17 protein-coding genes are annotated in these 16,805 nt (G+C 65.8%); 5 read left to right on the forward strand and 12 right to left on the reverse strand.

Features of this window, described 5'->3' with window-relative positions; translation table 11 throughout:
* Positions 1 to 165: 165 nt before the first annotated feature.
* Positions 166 to 633: a carboxymuconolactone decarboxylase family protein gene (locus tag GFY24_RS03640; RefSeq protein WP_153803581.1), complete on the reverse strand. Its 468-nt coding sequence runs from the start codon at positions 631 to 633 to the stop codon at positions 166 to 168.
* A gap of 121 nt (positions 634 to 754) precedes the next feature.
* On the opposite strand from GFY24_RS03640, the gene GFY24_RS03645 reads away from it, so the two are divergent.
* Positions 755 to 2,710: a GMC family oxidoreductase gene (locus GFY24_RS03645; protein WP_153803582.1), complete on the forward strand. Its 1,956-nt coding sequence runs from the start codon at positions 755 to 757 to the stop codon at positions 2,708 to 2,710.
* 6 nt (positions 2,711 to 2,716) lie between these two features.
* Here the strand turns inward: GFY24_RS03645 and GFY24_RS03650 are convergent, their stop codons facing one another.
* The 7 genes from GFY24_RS03650 to typA form a co-directional block, all read right to left on the reverse strand.
* Positions 2,717 to 3,139, reverse strand: a complete 423-nt coding sequence (locus tag GFY24_RS03650; protein ID WP_153803583.1) for a roadblock/LC7 domain-containing protein — start codon at positions 3,137 to 3,139, stop codon at positions 2,717 to 2,719.
* 280 nt (positions 3,140 to 3,419) lie between these two features.
* Positions 3,420 to 4,721: an FAD-binding oxidoreductase gene (locus tag GFY24_RS03655; RefSeq protein WP_153803584.1), complete on the reverse strand. Its 1,302-nt coding sequence runs from the start codon at positions 4,719 to 4,721 to the stop codon at positions 3,420 to 3,422.
* 146 nt (positions 4,722 to 4,867) lie between these two features.
* Positions 4,868 to 5,383 (reverse strand): hypothetical protein, encoded by a 516-nt coding sequence (locus GFY24_RS03660; protein WP_153803585.1) that lies wholly within the window; start codon positions 5,381 to 5,383, stop codon positions 4,868 to 4,870.
* Positions 5,380 to 5,538, reverse strand: a complete 159-nt coding sequence (locus tag GFY24_RS40975) for a hypothetical protein (protein WP_194852736.1) — start codon at positions 5,536 to 5,538, stop codon at positions 5,380 to 5,382. Before GFY24_RS40975 ends, GFY24_RS03660 begins: the two co-directional genes overlap by 4 nt.
* A 3-nt stretch (positions 5,539 to 5,541) precedes the next feature.
* A complete protein-coding gene (mshB, locus tag GFY24_RS03665) occupies positions 5,542 to 6,480 on the reverse strand; it encodes an N-acetyl-1-D-myo-inositol-2-amino-2-deoxy-alpha-D-glucopyranoside deacetylase (protein ID WP_309230426.1) in 939 nt (312 codons plus the stop codon).
* Positions 6,477 to 8,201: an ABC transporter family substrate-binding protein gene (locus GFY24_RS03670; RefSeq protein ID WP_153804117.1), complete on the reverse strand. Its 1,725-nt coding sequence runs from the start codon at positions 8,199 to 8,201 to the stop codon at positions 6,477 to 6,479. The genes mshB and GFY24_RS03670 overlap by 4 nt, the downstream gene beginning before the upstream one ends.
* A 174-nt stretch (positions 8,202 to 8,375) precedes the next feature.
* Complete coding sequence (gene typA / locus GFY24_RS03675; protein WP_309230427.1) at positions 8,376 to 10,271, reverse strand: translational GTPase TypA; 1,896 nt, start codon at positions 10,269 to 10,271, stop codon at positions 8,376 to 8,378.
* Between the two features lie 151 nt (positions 10,272 to 10,422).
* On the opposite strand from typA, the gene GFY24_RS03680 reads away from it, so the two are divergent.
* Positions 10,423 to 10,602: a hypothetical protein gene (locus GFY24_RS03680; protein WP_153803586.1), complete on the forward strand. Its 180-nt coding sequence runs from the start codon at positions 10,423 to 10,425 to the stop codon at positions 10,600 to 10,602.
* Between the two features lie 61 nt (positions 10,603 to 10,663).
* Positions 10,664 to 10,957, forward strand: a complete 294-nt coding sequence (locus GFY24_RS03685; protein ID WP_153803587.1) for a 4a-hydroxytetrahydrobiopterin dehydratase — start codon at positions 10,664 to 10,666, stop codon at positions 10,955 to 10,957.
* Here GFY24_RS03685 and GFY24_RS03690 read toward each other — a convergent pair.
* Positions 10,899 to 12,167, reverse strand: coding sequence for a mannosyltransferase (locus GFY24_RS03690; protein ID WP_153803588.1), 1,269 nt, complete (start codon positions 12,165 to 12,167; stop codon positions 10,899 to 10,901). The two genes, GFY24_RS03685 and GFY24_RS03690, sit on opposite strands and share 59 nt — an antisense overlap.
* Positions 12,168 to 12,417: 250 nt before the next feature.
* On the opposite strand from GFY24_RS03690, the gene GFY24_RS03695 reads away from it, so the two are divergent.
* Both GFY24_RS03695 and GFY24_RS03700 read left to right on the forward strand, forming a co-directional pair.
* Positions 12,418 to 13,170 (forward strand): hypothetical protein, encoded by a 753-nt coding sequence (locus GFY24_RS03695; protein WP_153803589.1) that lies wholly within the window; start codon positions 12,418 to 12,420, stop codon positions 13,168 to 13,170.
* A gap of 114 nt (positions 13,171 to 13,284) precedes the next feature.
* On the forward strand, positions 13,285 to 13,644 hold the full coding sequence (locus tag GFY24_RS03700; RefSeq protein WP_153803590.1) for a hypothetical protein: 360 nt from the start codon (positions 13,285 to 13,287) through the stop codon (positions 13,642 to 13,644).
* A 99-nt stretch (positions 13,645 to 13,743) separates the two neighbouring features.
* Here GFY24_RS03700 and GFY24_RS03705 read toward each other — a convergent pair whose 3' ends face one another.
* The 3 genes from GFY24_RS03705 to GFY24_RS03715 form a co-directional block, all read right to left on the reverse strand.
* Positions 13,744 to 14,469, reverse strand: coding sequence for a DUF1906 domain-containing protein (locus tag GFY24_RS03705; RefSeq protein WP_153803591.1), 726 nt, complete (start codon positions 14,467 to 14,469; stop codon positions 13,744 to 13,746).
* Between the two features lie 268 nt (positions 14,470 to 14,737).
* A complete protein-coding gene (locus GFY24_RS03710) occupies positions 14,738 to 15,952 on the reverse strand; it encodes a hypothetical protein (protein WP_153803592.1) in 1,215 nt (404 codons plus the stop codon).
* Positions 15,953 to 16,117: 165 nt separating this feature from the next.
* The gene (locus GFY24_RS03715; RefSeq protein WP_153803593.1) at positions 16,118 to 16,729 is read right to left on the reverse strand and encodes a CHAP domain-containing protein; all 612 of its coding nucleotides are present in this window, start codon (positions 16,727 to 16,729) and stop codon (positions 16,118 to 16,120) included.
* Between the last annotated feature and the right edge of the window lie 76 nt (positions 16,730 to 16,805).

Consider the following 16,805-nt stretch of genomic DNA (forward strand, 5'->3'; position numbering starts at 1 on the left):
GGTACGATGTATTCCCAACTCCGGAAGAGCAAGCCGGGTACGTCACCCAACCCAGCCACAGTGCCTGATCTTCTCCGCCATCCAAGGGGGCCACCCCAACCAGGTCGAACCGACCAACACATGGGTCGGCCACCCCCCTCCAATACGAAACCAGGGCAACAGCTCTCACCACTGCCCGGGCTGGTACTCCCCACCGGTCATCCCCGCAATCACATTCAGCCGATTCCAGGCATTAATAGTGGCAATCAGAGAGATCAACGCACCAATCTGATCATCGTCGTAATTCTTGCGAACCTGAGCCCAAGTGTCCTCGGAGATACCAGGATTGGCATCGGCCAGCCGAGTCCCCTCCTCGGTCAGCGCAAGCGCAGCACGCTCGGCCTCGTCGAACACCGACGACTCCCGCCAAGCAGCAACCATGGCCAGTCGAACCGGAGTCTCACCGGCATGCGCCGCATCCTTGGTGTGCATGTCCAAGCACATCCCGCAGCTGTTGATCTGCGAGGCCCGAATCTTGACCAGTTCCTGGGTGGCCTTGGGCAGCGTGGACTCGTCGATGACGCGAGCCGCAGTCACCAGACGCTTGTTGAACTTGGCGGCGACTTCATTCTGGTACAGGGCGAAGCGGGTCATTGTTCTGCGCTTTCTCTCGGGTTCTTGTTGACTACACAGGAAGGACGACGCAGCCCTCACAGGTGTGACATCGAATCCGGATGTAATTTTTGATTCACGTCCAACGAAGGGTGGATTCGTCATGGAACCGACCGCCGAACAGCGTGCGGCCCTGGGCTTGATCTGCGATACATTCCTGCCCGGGGACGGGCTCACGCTACCCGCGGCGACAGAACTCGGAGCTGTCGACACGATCTTCCAGATCCTGGGGCGCAATCCGCGCGAGGCGGAGCGGAAGCAGCTGGCCACCCTGCTCGGGCTGTGGAATTCGAGGCTCACCGGATTGCTCACCGGCAATGGCTTGCGCAAGTTCTCCACCCTGTCGCAGGAGCAGCGCGAGCAGGCACTGCTCAAACTCGGTGACTCCGGGCTGGCACCGGTGCGCGCCGTCTTTCAGGCGCTCAAGCAGGCTTCGCTGTTGTCCTACAACGTGACTCCGGGGCCGACCAGCACCAATCCGCTATGGAAGGAGATCGGGTATCCGGTTCCGGCCGGGCCGCTGCCGAACGCACCGCAACCGGCATTGAAACCACTGCGGTTCACCGAATCCACCACGCTCACTTGCGATGTCGTGATCATCGGATCGGGTGCGGGTGGCGGAACGGCGGCGGCGGTACTCGCCGAGGCCGGGCTCGATGTGGTGGTACTCGAACGCGGAAACTATTACGACGACCAGGATTTCGGCACGGGCGAACTGAACGCGCTCACCAGCATCTACGCGCCCGGCCCCGCCGCATCGGCCGAGGGCCAGATCACCTTGGTCGCCGGTACCTGTCTGGGCGGCGGCACCGTCGTCAACTGGAGTACCTCGCTGCCCACTCCCGATGCGGTACGCCAGGAGTGGGCCGAGCTCGGCACACCTCACTTCGCCGAGGCCGAATACGGTGACGCCCTCGATGTGGTGTCCAAGCGGCTCGGCGTCACCGAGGCGAAGTCGCCGCTGTCACCGCGGGACGGCATTCTGGAGCGCGGCGCACAGGCCCTCGGCTGGGATGTGGATACCCTGCCGCGCAATGTCTCCGACGCCTGCGATGCCGGAATCGAGTGTGGCCGTTGCGGTTACGGCTGCCGCCTCGGCGCGAAACAGTCGGTGAACAAAACCTGGCTCGCCGATGCCGCCGGACACGGGGCACGGCTTGTGGTGGATGCGAACGTGCGACGCATCGACGTGAAAAATGGTCGTGCCGAGCAGGTTTCGGCCATCACGTCGAATGGTGTCGCGATCGAGGTGACCGCCCGCGCGGTCGTCGTGGCCGCCGGTGCCATCCAAACACCCGCGCTCCTGCGGCGATCGGGACTGAAGAACAAGAATATCGGCCGCTACCTGCGCCTACATCCGGCCGCAGCCGTCTTCGGTGTCTTCGAAGAGGAGATCCGCCCGTGGGAGGGCGGCCTGCAGACCCGAATCAGCCGGCACCACGCGGATTTGGATGGCAAAGGCCATGGCGTCATCTATGAGACCGGCCCGATCCATCCCGGTCTCGCCACCGGTTTCATGAACTGGCGCGGGGCGGCCGAGCACCGCGCCACCATGCTGGAGTTCGCCCGGTCCAATGCGGTCGGCGTCATCACCCGCGACCGCGACTCCGGCACCGTGCAGATCGACAAGACCGGCGAGCCGATCGTGAAGTACAAGCTGTCGGATTACGACGCCAACCACCTGCACACCGGAATCACCGGTGCCGCACGGATTCTGGAGGCGGCGGGGGCCCGGCGTATCTTCTCCGGGCACCAGGCCGGTGTCTCCTATGAACCCGGTGTGCGCGGCTCGCACGCCGAATTCGAAGCGGCTTGCCGCGCAGCGGGTTACGGTCCCGGGCAGTGTTCCTTGGGCGCACTGCACATTATGGGTTCGGCCCGCATGGGCGGCTCCCCCGAAATCTCGGCGACCGATCCGGACGGCGCCACCTGGGAGGTGGCGAATATCGTGGTCGCGGACGGTTCCAGCTTCCCGACCGCGCCGGGCGTCAATCCCATGGTGTCCATCGAGGCCATCGCCTACATGAATGCCAAACGCCTTGCCGCCCAGCTGAGTTAGCTCACCTCAGCGCGACCGCAGGTCCTCGTTCTCGGGGCGGCGGATCGGTTCGCCCGCGAGATGGGCACCGGCGCGCCGCACGGCCTGATTCATCTCGAGAGCGATCAGATCCCTATCCGCGTTCTCCGATGCCAGGAGCGCCAGGCAGGCGTTCTCCCCGGCGGCGGTGATGAACAGCATCGCCTCATCGAGTTCGACGACGGTCTGCGCGACCCCGCCCGCCTTGAAGTGATATCCGGCCGAGCGCGCCAGACTGTGCAGCGCCGAGGCCATGGCCCCGAAACGCTCCGCGTCCGTGCGCTGTTGGCCCGAGGAGAAACCGCGCAGCAGGCCGTCCGTGGAGAGCAGCACCGCCTCGCGCGCATCGGTCAGCCCATTGACCAGTTCGTCGAGCAGCCAGCCCAGATCGATTCGCTGGAAGGTGGTCATTGTGGTCCTCTCTCGGATTCCGGCCGCCGCGCGCGGCCCTGACGGGGGGTGCCCCACCGAATTAGCTTGTCTGCCAACCTATTTGCGCAGTTCCTGCCAGCTTCCCACCGAACAATCTTCCCGCTCCCGAGCGCCGCGACAGCCACGTCGGGCCGAATCGCCCGACATGAGCTGTTCGCCACGACTCCTCGATCGAGAGAGTAACGGAAAGATCCCGAATCGACTACAACTCAAAATCAATTCGAAAGCTGTTAACTTAGCCGAAGATTCGCTGCGACGTTTACAGCACCCCGAAGTTGGCGCGAATCACATTGTCCGCGTCCACTTTCCGCTTCAATATCCGCAGTCGCTCGATAGTGTCCGCATCGAACGCCGCAGCAGCAGACTCGCCGGGCGCCAGGAAGGTGTACGGCTTCGCACCGCTGACATGCGCGCCCAGCGCCTCGACCAACGCGAATTGCTTGGCGGTCACCGCATCTCGCAGCTGCGGGAGTCCGAGGCCGAGCAGATAGACCGCATAGGGCTCGGTCAACGGCCCGCGCGCGCCCGCACCGGGCAGGGCCAGTGCGCCGCCCAGATGCCGGACCTGGATATTCAGCAGTGGCGCGACCGGCGCGCCGAGCAGGGCCTCCGCGACCTCGTCATCGAGATCGGTGAGCAGTTCGGCGCGGGATATAGACGGGCTGGGTGTCGTCGGCTCCGTGGTGATGTCACCGAGATTCGCCACCGACATGACGGCGCGGGAATCGGAGACCGCACCGTCGAGACCGTCGATGGCGGCGACAAGCGCACGGCCCTGTTCCGGATCACCGAGGTAGGCCACATCCAGGGCCACCATCTCCGGGGCCTGCGGGAACTGGAACCGGTGGAACCACACCGACAGCTCGTCGGGGGCCTGAGAGGTCAACTGCCGGAACAGATCCCACACCTCGCGGGCGTGCGTACCCGGCCACATCACCCGGCCGCCGTACAGGCCCGGCGCGGGAAACAGATCGAACTCCAGCGCGGTCACCACACCGAAATCGCCACCGCCACCGCACAATGCCCACAGCAGTTCCGGATCGCTGTCGGCGGTGACCCGGGCCGGCTCGCCCTCCGCGGTCACAATCTCCAAGGCGCGCACCGCATTCGAGGCCCAGCCGTACTTGCGGCCGAACCAGCCCAAACCGCCACCGAGCGTATAGCCGGTCACCCCGACCACCGGATTACTGCCCGCCAGCCCGGTCAGACCGTGCTCGGCGGCCGCGGCCTGCACCTGCCCCCAATTGGCTCCCGCGCCGACCAGCGCCACCCGCGCCCCGGCATCGATCGATACCGCGTTCAACTGCCCCGTGCGCAGCAGGATCGCGTTCTCGATATCCCCGGTCGCACCGTGCCCGGTCGGCTGGGCGACCACGAACCGCCCGGCCGCGCGGGCGAACCGCACAACCGCGGCCACATCCCCGGCCGTGGCCGCCTCGACCACCGCCGCGGGACGCTGTGCCACCGTGGTATTCCACGGCGTCGCCGCCTGCTCGAAGCCGGTGTCACCGGGCGTCAGCACTCGGCCCCGGATATCGCCGCGCAGTGTCTCGAAATCCATAGTCTTTCCTCGCTTCTCATGATCTTGATCTGTTACCGAGAAGACGAAGCGGGCGGGCAAAGTGTGACTCCGGCGGCAAGGCGAGTGCTATTCGACCTGATAGCCGACCAGATCCAGCTGGATTGTCAGCAACCGCGACGGACCGGTCAGCGCACGGCCTCGATCTCGTGCGCGTACCGGGAGGTCGCCCGCCAGTACAGATACAGTCCCGCCGGGACCAGCCCGCACAGCAGCAAGACCATGGTCGGCCAATCACTGATCAGCAGTGCATCTCCGCCCGGCCCGCTGCTCGCACAGACCAGGAAGCCGAGCGTCCACACCGTCAACGGAATGATCATGACCGGGATACGCGAACTCACCACCGACATGCCCATCACCAGCAGCACATTCACCACGCCGGCGAGCAGCGCGGTGATCGGCAGCGCGATCGCACCCGCCGTGGTGGCGGTCGAGGCCAGCGGAGCGGCGGCGGCCAGCACCGGCGCACTCGCCGGCACATGCGCGTGGCCCGCATAGATGGGCAGGTAGAACACCTCGAGCACCAGCGTGATCAGCGCGTCCACCGTCAGAAACAGCGCAATGGCGATATTGACCCAATTGGGTTCGGCCACACCGGCCGCGCTCGCCGAGTCGCCCGGGCGAGCTCCGACGACGGCTGTCACGGCACCGGTGGGAAGCCGAGCAGAGTCAGTAGGTGACTCTGCATATCCACGAATCCGTACAGCACCGACAGATACAGCTCGTGCTGCGCCTGGAAATTGGGGCGCTGACTCTCGACGAACGCCGCGATCGCATTCTGCAAGTCCCAGTTGTACATGGCTCAGTGTCTCATCTCGATCGACTGTGAAACGGGTGCGCCGGGTAATCCGGCGAACAGATCGTGCTCACGCCCGTCCGGCCCGACCGGACCACGCTGCCCGCGCACCAGCACGTAATGCTCCTCTGGCAGGACCGGCTGGGCGATATTGTTCGACAGCGCGAACTCGCGGCCGGACGGCGCGACCGTCACCTGGGTGGCGTGCGCGCGCAGGGCGGCGCGCTTGGCGGCCAGCACATCGGCTACATCCACAATGGTGGTGACGGATTCGTGTGGCACACAAGCCAATTCACCGGTGTGCGGCAATCGCCAGCCCGGCGGCAGCGCACCGGGCAGCTGATCGACCGTGCGGCGCTTCAGGGCCTCGGTATGCATGGCGAGGATGGCGCTGTCGGTGACGGTCCAGTACGTCTTCGGCACCTCCCAACCCCATTCACCCGCGGAATCGACTGCGGCCATGGTGATTTCGTGCGCGCGAATATGGTCCGGATGGCCATAGCCACCACGCGGGTCATAGCCGACGACCACGCTCGGGCGCAGCTCCAGCATGATCTGAACCAGCGCGTCCACGGCCTCCTGACCGGATTTCACGAACGCGCGCGGATTCCGGGCCGCGGGAGTCCCGGCCATACCGGAGTCCCGCCAGCGCCCGGCACCGCCGAGGAACCGCGGCGGCGCGGCAGCCAATTCGCCCAGCGCCCTGGTCAATTCGAGAATCCGATATCCGCCGAGCTGATCGGCCTGATCGGCGACCAGGCCCGCCCACGCGTCCCCGATGACCTCGCCCTCCTCGCCGAGGGTGCAGGTCACCACGGTCACCGGAATACCGCGGCGCCGATAGTGCGCGATGGTGCCGCCGGTGGTGATGGACTCGTCATCGGGGTGCGCGTGCACCAGCAGTAGGCCACCCTGCCCGCGCGCCGAACGATCGCGCGCCGTCACGGCAGCCGCCGCCAGTTCGCGGCATCGGCGAAGATGCCGGTCTGAATAGCGCCGCTCAGCGAGACACCGTCCACCCGCGGCCCGGCCGCCGCCACCTGCGTGTCCTGCACGATCGGCAGTACGGTCGCCAAATTCCACAGCGCGGGTTCGGAATCGCCGATCACCCGGCCGACATCGATACCGCGCAGCGCGGCGTCGATGCCCGGCTGCAGCACCGGATCACACACACCCGACAGATTCGACGGAGCCTTCTTCGCGGCATCGGCGACGGTGTTGTCGGTGGTCGAACCGGAGGCATCGGGCACCGGCACCGGCGGGCAGCCGTAGCGCGAGGCCAGCGCGGTCGCCGGATCGGCCCCCGCATGCTCCCAGCCGACAATGGCGTCCACCCCGGAATCGGTGGTGTCCTTGCCGTACAGCTGCGCGGCGGAGACACTGCGCACGATCACATCGATTCCGGCACTGCGCAATTGGTCGGCGGCGGTATTCGCGACGGCCAGCGTCGCGGAGTCGCTCTCGACCGCGCCGATCCGAATGGTCAGCGTCTTACCGTTCTTGGCGATCGGACGCGGTTGCGGCGCAGGCGAAGTCGGTGACTGCGTCACGGAAGGCTCTGGGCCACGGCCATATCCGGCCTCGTTGAACAGGCCGTACACCTCTTCATTGCTCAGCCGCGGCGGCTGGGTGGCCAGATAACCCGGATCCGAGGGCGCGAGCACCTGCGCGCGCACCGGCTCCACCCAGCTGCCGGTCTGCGCGCCGACCGTGGCCAGCAGCACCGGATCCAGCAGCCCGAGCACGGCCTTGCGCACCCGCATATCCGCCAAATCGCCTGTGCGGCCATTCAATACGAGCTGCATCTCACGGGACTGCGCCTGAATCGCGGTGCGCACCGAGGGAATCGCCGCCAACTGCGCCTGCAACGCCACCCCGCCGTGCACCAGCGCCATCTGCGCGTCCCCGACCCGCAGCGACTCCGCCACCTGCGCGGGAGTTCCACCGCGCCGCAACAGAATCTGATCCGGCACCGCGGGCTTACCCCAGTACCGGTCATTGCGTTCGAGCAGAATCTCCTCGCGACCGCGATCGGCCTGCTTGATCCGGAACTGCCCGCCGGAGATTCGAATGGTGTCCACCAGGCCCTGCTCGAACCCGGAATCCTTCACCAGATGCTGCGGCAGCAGATCGGTGAACAGCTGTCGCCAGGCCGGATACTCCTCGCGCAGCGTGACGGTCACCGTCTTACCGCCCGCCGACGAACTCACATCCGAGATCAGCCGATATCCGGCCGGATCCACCACACCCGGCTGCGTAATCATCTGCTGCCAAAGGTATTTGAAGTCCTCGGCGGCAATGGGAGCGCCATCGGACCAGGACGCCTCGTTCTTGATCTGATAGGTGATGGTGAACGGCTCCTGCGCGGTCACATCCGCCGATACCATCAACGCCGGATCCAGCACCCAATCCGCACCACCCGGAACCACCGGATTCGGCACCGACCGGAACGGACTCGGCAACACCATCGACGACACCGCCGACGCCGCGGGCGAAAGCTGCGACCGCAGATGCGGATTGAACCCGATGCCGATGTCATCCACCGCCACCACGATCGAATTCTTACCCGGCTTGGCGGGCTGCGTCTTCGGGCTGTCCGTGGACTCGATGGGCGGTGGCGGATTCGCGGTGCACCCGGTCGCGACCGCCAGGAGGGTCGCGACCATCAAAAGCACCGCACGCAACGTCGCGCGCACACCGGCCCCCGTTCTCACGTTCGGCACTCTACTTGATCCACATCTCGCGACCTGGGCCCGTCATCCGGGGATATACAAACCTGCTCCGGTCGAAATCGACCGGAGCAGGTTTGGAACTACTGCGAACCGCCGGAGCGGCTGATATCAGTTCGCGGCGCGGTCGCGAGCCTTCTTGCGCGACAGCTCGCGGCCACGCTCGGTCGCGCCCAGGATGAGCTTGCGCACGCGCACGACCTCGGGAGTGACCTCGACGCACTCGTCGTCGGTGCAGAACTCCATGGCCGCTTCCAGATCCAGGTGCAGCGGCTTGGCCAGGGTCTCGAACACGTCGGCCGTGGCGGACCGCATATTGGTCAGCTTCTTCTCACGGGTGACGTTGATGTCGAGGTCCTCGGCACGCGGGTTGATGCCCACGACCATGCCCTCGTAGGTGTCCGCGCCCGGCTCCACGAAGAACTGGCCGCGGTCGGAGAGCTGGATCATGGCGAACGGGGTGACCGAACCGGCACGGTCCGACACCAGCGAACCGGTGTGGCGGGCGCGGATCTCGCCGGCCCACGGCGCGTAACCGTCGAAGATGGCGTTGGCGATACCGGTGCCGCGGGTCTCGGTGAGGAAATCGGTACGGAAGCCGATCAGACCACGCGAGGGCACGATGAACTCCATGCGCACCCACCCCGCGGAGTGGTTGCTCATCTGGACCATCTTGCCCTTACGGGCGGCCAGCAGCTGGGTGACGGCGCCCAGGTACTCGTCCGGGCAGTCGACGGTGAGCTCTTCGTAGGGCTCATGCATCTTGCCGTCGACCATCTGGGTGACCACCTGCGGCTTGCCGACGGTCAGCTCGAAGCCTTCGCGACGCATCTGCTCGACCAGGATGGCGAGCGCGAGCTCACCACGACCCTGCACCTCCCAGGCGTCCGGGCGGCCGATGTCGAGAACCTTCAGCGAGACATTGCCGATCAGTTCCTTGTCGAGGCGGTCCTTCACCATGCGGGCGGTCAGCTTGTGACCGGACACGCGACCCACCAGCGGCGAGGTGTTGGTGCCGATGGTCACCGAGATGGCGGGCTGGTCAACGGTGATGCGCGGCAACGCAACCGGGTTCTCGACGTCGGCGAGGGTGTCGCCGATCATGATCTCCGGGATGCCCGCGACGGCGACGATGTCACCGGCGATGGCCTCTTCGCCGGGCTTGCGCTCGACGCCGACGGTCTGCAGCAGCTCGGTGATCTTGACGGTCTTATTGCCCTCGGGGGTCATCCACGCCACGTTGGCGCCCTTGCGCAGGGTGCCGTTGTGGATGCGGACCAGGCCGATACGGCCGAGGAACGGGGAGGCGTCGAGGTTGGTGACGTGGGCCTGCAGCGGCGCGTCCTTGTCACCCTTGGGGGCGGGGACGTACTTCATCAGGACCTCGAACAGCTCGTCGAGGTTCTCCGCGCCCGGCGCGTTGCCGTTCTCGGGGCGGATGGTCGAGGCCTTGCCCTCGCGGCCGGAGGCGTAGAGCACCGGCAGATCGAGGGCGAGCTCGGCGGCTTCGGAGGCCTCGTCGTCCAGATCGGAGGCGAGGTCGAGCAGCAGATCGTGCGACTCCTCGACGACCTCTTCGATACGGGCGTCCGGGCGGTCGGTCTTGTTGACCACCAGGATGACCGGCAGCGAGGCGGCGAGCGCCTTGCGCAGCACGAAGCGGGTCTGCGGCAGGGGACCTTCGGACGCGTCGACCAGCAGCACGACACCGTCGACCATGGACAGGCCGCGCTCGACCTCACCACCGAAGTCGGCGTGGCCGGGGGTATCGATCACGTTGATCACCGTCAGCGAGCCATCGGCATTGTGCCGGTGCACCGCGGTGTTCTTCGCAAGAATGGTGATGCCCTTCTCGCGCTCCAGGTCTCCGGAGTCCATCACTCGGTCGACAAGCTCGGCGCGCTCGGCAAACGCCCCGGACTGACGCAACATGGCGTCGACCAGTGTTGTCTTGCCGTGGTCGACGTGCGCCACGATGGCGACGTTACGGAACTCGACAGACGACACGTTAGATTCCTCCTGGTGCAAAGGGTTGGCCCGACCCGGCGGGTCATGCATGGGGAAGTAGTTGATTCCACCGGGCATGCGGCGAGCTACACACTACCGTTCGACATAACTCACTCGTTTAACGCACCCGAGTTAGGTTAAGCTAACCAACATGGGCAAGGTAAAGGCGAAGGATGTTTCCGGTCTGAAGCCGAAGAAAAAATGCTGCCGCAAGAAGACGCGGTGCTTGAAATGCCCTTTGGTCATCATGCGGATGAAGAAGCTCGAAGCCTCGGGCTGCTGTAGCAAGAAGGAACTCAAGAAGGGCCTCAAAGCCGCACGCGCGGCATAATTTACAACGGCGCGCTGCCGAAATCCGCGCGCCCGCACTCCGCCGGGAGTACACCGGACACATGACTCCCGCACCGCTCTCCGAAGCAGAAATCGCCAAGGCCCTCGCCGAACTCCCGGGCTGGACCCGCGCCGGGCACAGCATCTCCCGCACCGCCGAGGCAGCCTCGTTCCTGGCCGGAATCGAACTGGTCCGCCGGGTCGCGCTCGCCGCCGAGGCAGCCAACCATCACCCCGATATGGCTATCCGCTGGCGGCGCGTCACCTTCACGCTCTCCACCCATGACGCGGATGGGCTCACCGCGCTGGATGTGGCTCTTGCGCACGAGATCGATCGGCTGGAAGCGCAGAGCTAGTGCGGCCCGCCCACGCCACCCAGACATAGAAGACCAGCACACCGATCACATCCACCGCCGCCAGCCAGGACAAGATGCCCGGCCGCGAAACGGTCCAGATGGACTTCTGGAAGTGCGAGAGCAGCCAAGGCACCCCGATCACGGTGGTGACCAGCCAATACCCGGCCAGCAGCCGCGCGCCCGCGACCTCCCGCAGCGGGCCGTACAACAGCCACAGCATGACCGGAATCAGCCAGATCCAATGGTGTGACCAGGAAATCGGCGACACCATCAAACCGAACAGCTGCACGATGAGCAGCGTGCCCAGCCGGTCGTCCTTGGCCAGCGCACGCCAGGCCAGCACCGCCAGCACGGCCGTCACCAGCACCGCCGCGATCCACACCGGCCCGGAGACCACATCGTGGCCGAGCAGGCGACTCAGGGCACCGCGCAGCGATTGATTCACCGACGACCCGACCGGACCGATCCGGGTCGCGTCACCGAGCAGTTCGGTGAAATATTTGCGCGTCTCATCGGGGGTGATCAGGTACGTCAGCGCGACAGTGCCGAAGAACACCACCGCCGACCACGCCGCCGTGAGCCAGCGCCGCTGGGCCGCGAAGTACAGGCCGGTGACCGCGGGGGTCAGCTTCACCCCGGCGGCCGCGCCGACCAGCGTGCCGGAGATCCACCAGCGGGTGCTGCGCACCGCGACCATGGCGATCAGCACCAGGAAGACATTGACCTGGCCGTAGTCCAGGGTGGTGCGCACGGGCTCGAGCCACAGCCCGACGGCCGTCCACGCCACCGCGGTCGTACGCCAATGTTGTTCGCGCAGTGCGTCTTTCCCGAGAATCATCTCCAGCGCGAGCCATACCACGCCGAAGAGTGCCGCCATGGTCGCCAGCAGCCAGGCGATGGCCACGAACGAGAACGGCAGGAAGTGCAGCGGATAGAACACCAGTGCCGCGAACGGCGGGTAGGTGAACGGCAGCGGAAAGTCCGGGGTCTTACTGGAGTCGGTGAAATCGAAGAGGTTGCCGCTACCCAGCGCGGCCGAACCATCCACATAAACGTGCAGGTCGACGAAGTTCATGCCATTCGGCAGGACGAGCACCCAGGCCAGGCGCGCCAGCACCGAGATACCCAGTGCCGCGGCTGCCAGTCGGAAGTGTCGGTTCACGGCGGGACTTTCAGCTCGGGCGACAGGCCTCGACAAGCGTAGTCGCATGGTGAAATGTGCCGTGAGGCGCGCACCACCTGCTGTAACATTTGCATCACTGACCCCATCAGTAACACCGCTTCCGGTGGGCCATTCGATAGCGTTGCTTGATGCAGGACGCCAAGATCACTCCGTGGCTGTACAACCGGGCAGCCCGGTCCCTAGAGTGTCGCGGAAGCGATGTCTCCATCGCCGCTAGATGCACCCGAAGGTAAGGACGGCTACACCAGTGCTTCGCACCCGAGGATCGCGGTTCGCAATGTCCGCAGTCGCCCTGGCGGCCTGCGCCACCGTCGCCGTACCGACCACTGCGTTCGCCAAGCCGACGCCCGCGCAGACCACGGCGTCCATTCCGATGATCCCCGAAGGCGTTTCGGTCGACGCGCTAGCTTCGCTGATCCCCGCCATCATCGGTGCGGCCGCCGGACCAGCGGATATCGCGGCCCCCGGCCCGCAGACCGCCATTCTCGATCAGGCCAGGCAGATCCTGTCCACGCTGAACCTGCCGCCTTCGGTCAAGGACACGCTGAACAAGATCATCACCTTCCTGGACGGCAGTGGCGGTGGTGGCCCGGACATCCCCAAGGACGGCCCGGTCATCGCCCAGTTCCTCTGGCCGAGCATCGGTAAGGGCTGCATCGGCTCCGGCGCGGATTCCGTCGGCACCGCGCTCGCCGTGCCCGGCCCGGCCCAGCTGCCCCCGCCCGGACCCGTCGCGGGCCAGGCCGGTTTCGTCTTCACCGCGCTGGGCACCAAGCGGCCCACCGAGATTCAGACCCCGCCGATGACGGTGCAGTGGCTGAACCTGGACACCCGCGCGAGCGGCGTGGCCAACCTGACCGATGAGGCCAAGATCAACCCGGATGGCCCGGCCACGCTGTCGGCCATCGTCAATACCGGTGCCGGGCGCGTCGTCGCCGTGGTCTCGGGTTCGCTGACCACTCAGGCCGATCCGGAGTCGCAGCCCATCACCTGCTCGTTCCTGCCGACCGCCGGATTCTTCACCGTCTGAAGGTAATCCGAAAGTCAGCCGAGAATTCCGCCCCTGTTCCACTCCGGCGACAAGCCGGACGGGACAGGGGCGAAATCTTTCTTGATCATGGATTCCTGTGGTAGACCGACAGTTATGGCCGCTGAGAACTCCGCCCTGCGGGGCCTGAAGTCGCGCCGATCGATCCTGTCGATTCGCTCGGAGGGATCGATCCTGTCGATCGGCTCGGCGTACTCCATCCTGTCCATCGGAAGTATCGGGTCGGTGCTGTCCATCGGCTCCGCCGGATCCTTCGGCTCACTCATCTCATCCGCGTCGTTCGGCAGCATCGGATCGGCCTTCTCCGGCCTGTCCCGCTGGTCGATCTTCTCGTGGATGGGTGACCGCCAAGCCTTCTCGGGGAACGACGACAGTGTCGACCACCACCACACCTTGCGCGTGGTCCCGGACGAGCCGGATCTCCTGGAGGATCCGACCTTCCACAGCCAGACCTAGATTCACGATCCCCACTCGAGCCCGATCTGTTCCCACCTCAATACTTTTCGTGCCCCGCTGCCGTACGGCAGCGGGGCACGAGGGTCCGGGGAGACGGATCTACCACCACTGGCCGTACTGGGGGGCCAGTACGGCGTTGACGTCGACTCCGATGCCGTCGAGGGAGCGCTTGTCGATTTCGAACTGGTGCAGGTGGGCGTCGGGGTGGACGTAGCCCTTCGGGGTGCCCCAATTGTGTTGCCAGAAGTAGGAACCCAGGCCCGCGCCGCGAATCGAGTCGATGGTGGGCGAGTTGGCGTAGACGCCGACGCGCTCGCGGCCGAGGACGGTTTCCCAGCCGCGTAGATAGGGCTCGATCATATTGTCGAAATCCGCGTCGTCCGGGTTGTCGTCGATGGAGGCGTAGATGGGGACGTTGTCCGGGCCGCCTGCCGCCTTGTGCAGCATCAATCCCCTTGCGGCGTGCCTGAGTCCGGCCTCGAGACCACCGCGCCAGTCGGCGGTGGGGCCCTTGCCGAACTGGTAGCAGGAGACCACCGAGAGCCCGGCGGCCCTGAGTTGGTCGACTTCCCTTGCCAGCAGCGGCTTTCCGGCCATCCACTCCGCGCCGGGGCGGCGATCGGAGACGTACCGGATGACGCCCATATGCCCTTCGGCACTGATGGATTCGGCGGCGGGGACACCGCCCGCGTAATCGAGCAGGGTGCCGAGTTGTTGCCGCGCAGCGGCATTGGGGGCGGGCAGGCTCAGACCGGTGGAGACGCCCGCGGCTACGGTCGCACCTCCGAGTAGGAACGCCCGGCGGCTGACACGGGAAAACACCATCGCGGAACTCCTTCGCACACTCGCTGATCGAACATGCCGATCGCGCGCGCACCGAAAGATTGCCCGTGACCGGTAGAACCCTTGCGGCGTGCCCGGCGCACCTTCCCCGATAACCCGCAGATCATCTGTGCGCCGGGAGCCCTGAACGTGAACTCATTTCACCATATTCACATTGGAATCGCCAGAAGCACACGGCACATTGGCACCATGAGTCACACGCGTGCACAACCAGGCGCATCGGTCATCGATCGAGAACGGCTTCCGCCGGTCAGACGCGGGTTCCGTCCAGGCGTGCGCCCACATCGATGGTCCGGCGGGCGGTATCGGCCACCTCGGCACGCACCACCGATGCCACCTGCACGGCCACCTGCCGGCGAATTCCGGCGAGTTTGCCGAGCGTGGCCGCGCGCAGGCCCTGCGCCTTCAGCTCGAGTTCGATGTCCTCGGGTGCGGGCGGGACGGCGTCGATGACAATCAGCAGCGGTTCGGCGGCGCGGGCGGTCAGGGCCACCGGCACCAGCAGTTCGGCGCTGTAGCGATTGGATTGCAGCACATTCACGGTGATATCCAGGCTCACCGGAATGGTCAGATCGAAGGTCACCAGATCCGCTTTGTCGGCGGTATCGGCCGCCGGCATCGGGTGATGGTCTGCGGGCGTGGGCAATTCGGCGATCACGGGTTCGGGCGCGGCCGGCGCGGGGTCGTGCGTGGATTCCACGACCCGGGGTAGTCGCACCGTACCCTGCACCGCGACCTGCGCCTTCTTACCCGGCCCGGTGCGAATCGGGCCGACCTCGATGGGCTTGCCCGCCATGGATTCCACCACCTCGCGCACCCGATCGGCGGTCACGATGCGTTCGAAGAAGCGGTGGCCGAAGTCGCCGTAGTCGATCCACTCGTGGGTCGGCCGGCCGCGATAGCGCGATCTACTGCCGTTGAGAATGGCCTCCACATCGAAGGTGCGCCCGCGCTGTGCGTCCGGATCCTCGAGAATGCCGTTGATCCGATTGGCGACCTCGTTCTGCACGAGTTTGGCAATGGGGTCGACCAACAGGTCGAAAGCCGCGCCGATGGCCTGCGCGCGCATGACGAAACTGACATCGCGCCCGGTGACCGGCGGAATATCGATAACGATGAGCAGCGGATTCGCCGTGCGGGCATGCAGCCGCAGATCGATATCGACGACCGCTTCCAGGCGTAGTCGCTGACCGCCGAGGGTTACATCGACCCGGAGTTTCACCGGCAGCGCCACATCGAAGTGCACATGTGGGCCGCGCCGAATGATGGTGGGTTTTCCGACACTGCCCGTGGCCACGAATCGTGCGAGTCCGGCTGGGCCGATACCGAATGGTCCGATGGTCATACCGCGTCCGGCCATACCGGACACCGCCGCTTCGATTCGGGATTCCGTAACCGCCGCCGCCACGAAACGTTCGCCGAATTCGGCGTAATCGATCCAGACCGGTTCGTCGGACGGCGTCATCCAGCTACTTTCGTCGGGCGGGGACCCCTGTCCTGCCGATGAGGGGGCAGCAGGACAGGGATCAATCGGCGACGCTGCCGGGCGCCGCCGAGACCATCGTAGGCGGTCGACCCGTTCAGTCCCACCCTCCCGGGTCAGCGTTTCCAAAATGTGGAACCGCTCTGTTCACAATCTGCCGTATCCGACCAGTCCGCCGGAGACCTCCGCAGGCTTTATACGATGGATGCTGATCTTGCCGAATTCATTGCCGCCGATGGTGGTGATGGAGTCCACATCGGCGTCGATGACGATATTGGTGTGCTGGTTGAAGACGCTGCCCTCGGCGTACATCACCACATCGCCGATATGCGGGCGATAGCCCGGATTCTCGAAACGCTGCTGCTGCCGGTAATACGCCTCCAGGGTGGCGACGCCCGGAATCCGCCAGGAGCCGGAGTTCGGATTGTCCAGTGCGCGACCGGATTCGCGCATCACCCAGCTGACGAAGTCCGCACACCACGGCTCCTTGACGCCCTCGGAGTAGGTGGTGCCGGCCGGCTGGCGGCCGAATTCCTGTTTCGTGACATCGAGAACGCGCAGCTGGGTCTCATTCAGACCGGTGCGATCGACGGCCGGGAAACTCCGCAGCCGGTCCCCCGCGACCGCCGGGTCCGTCGAATGCTCCTGCCACCAGCGCACTCCCGTCACACCACCGACCGCGAGTACGGCCAGTACCGCGATCAGCGCCAGCCGCCCGCGACCGCGTTTGCGTGTCGGACGATCCAGTTGCACGGTCATATGGTCTCTCCCCCGTATCCGGTCGAAGATCGACCGCTACCAGTTTCGACGTCATCCGGGCGTGAGAGGTTCCCGC

This window comes from Nocardia sp. SYP-A9097 (assembly GCF_009649815.1).
Lineage (GTDB): Bacteria > Actinomycetota > Actinomycetes > Mycobacteriales > Mycobacteriaceae > Nocardia.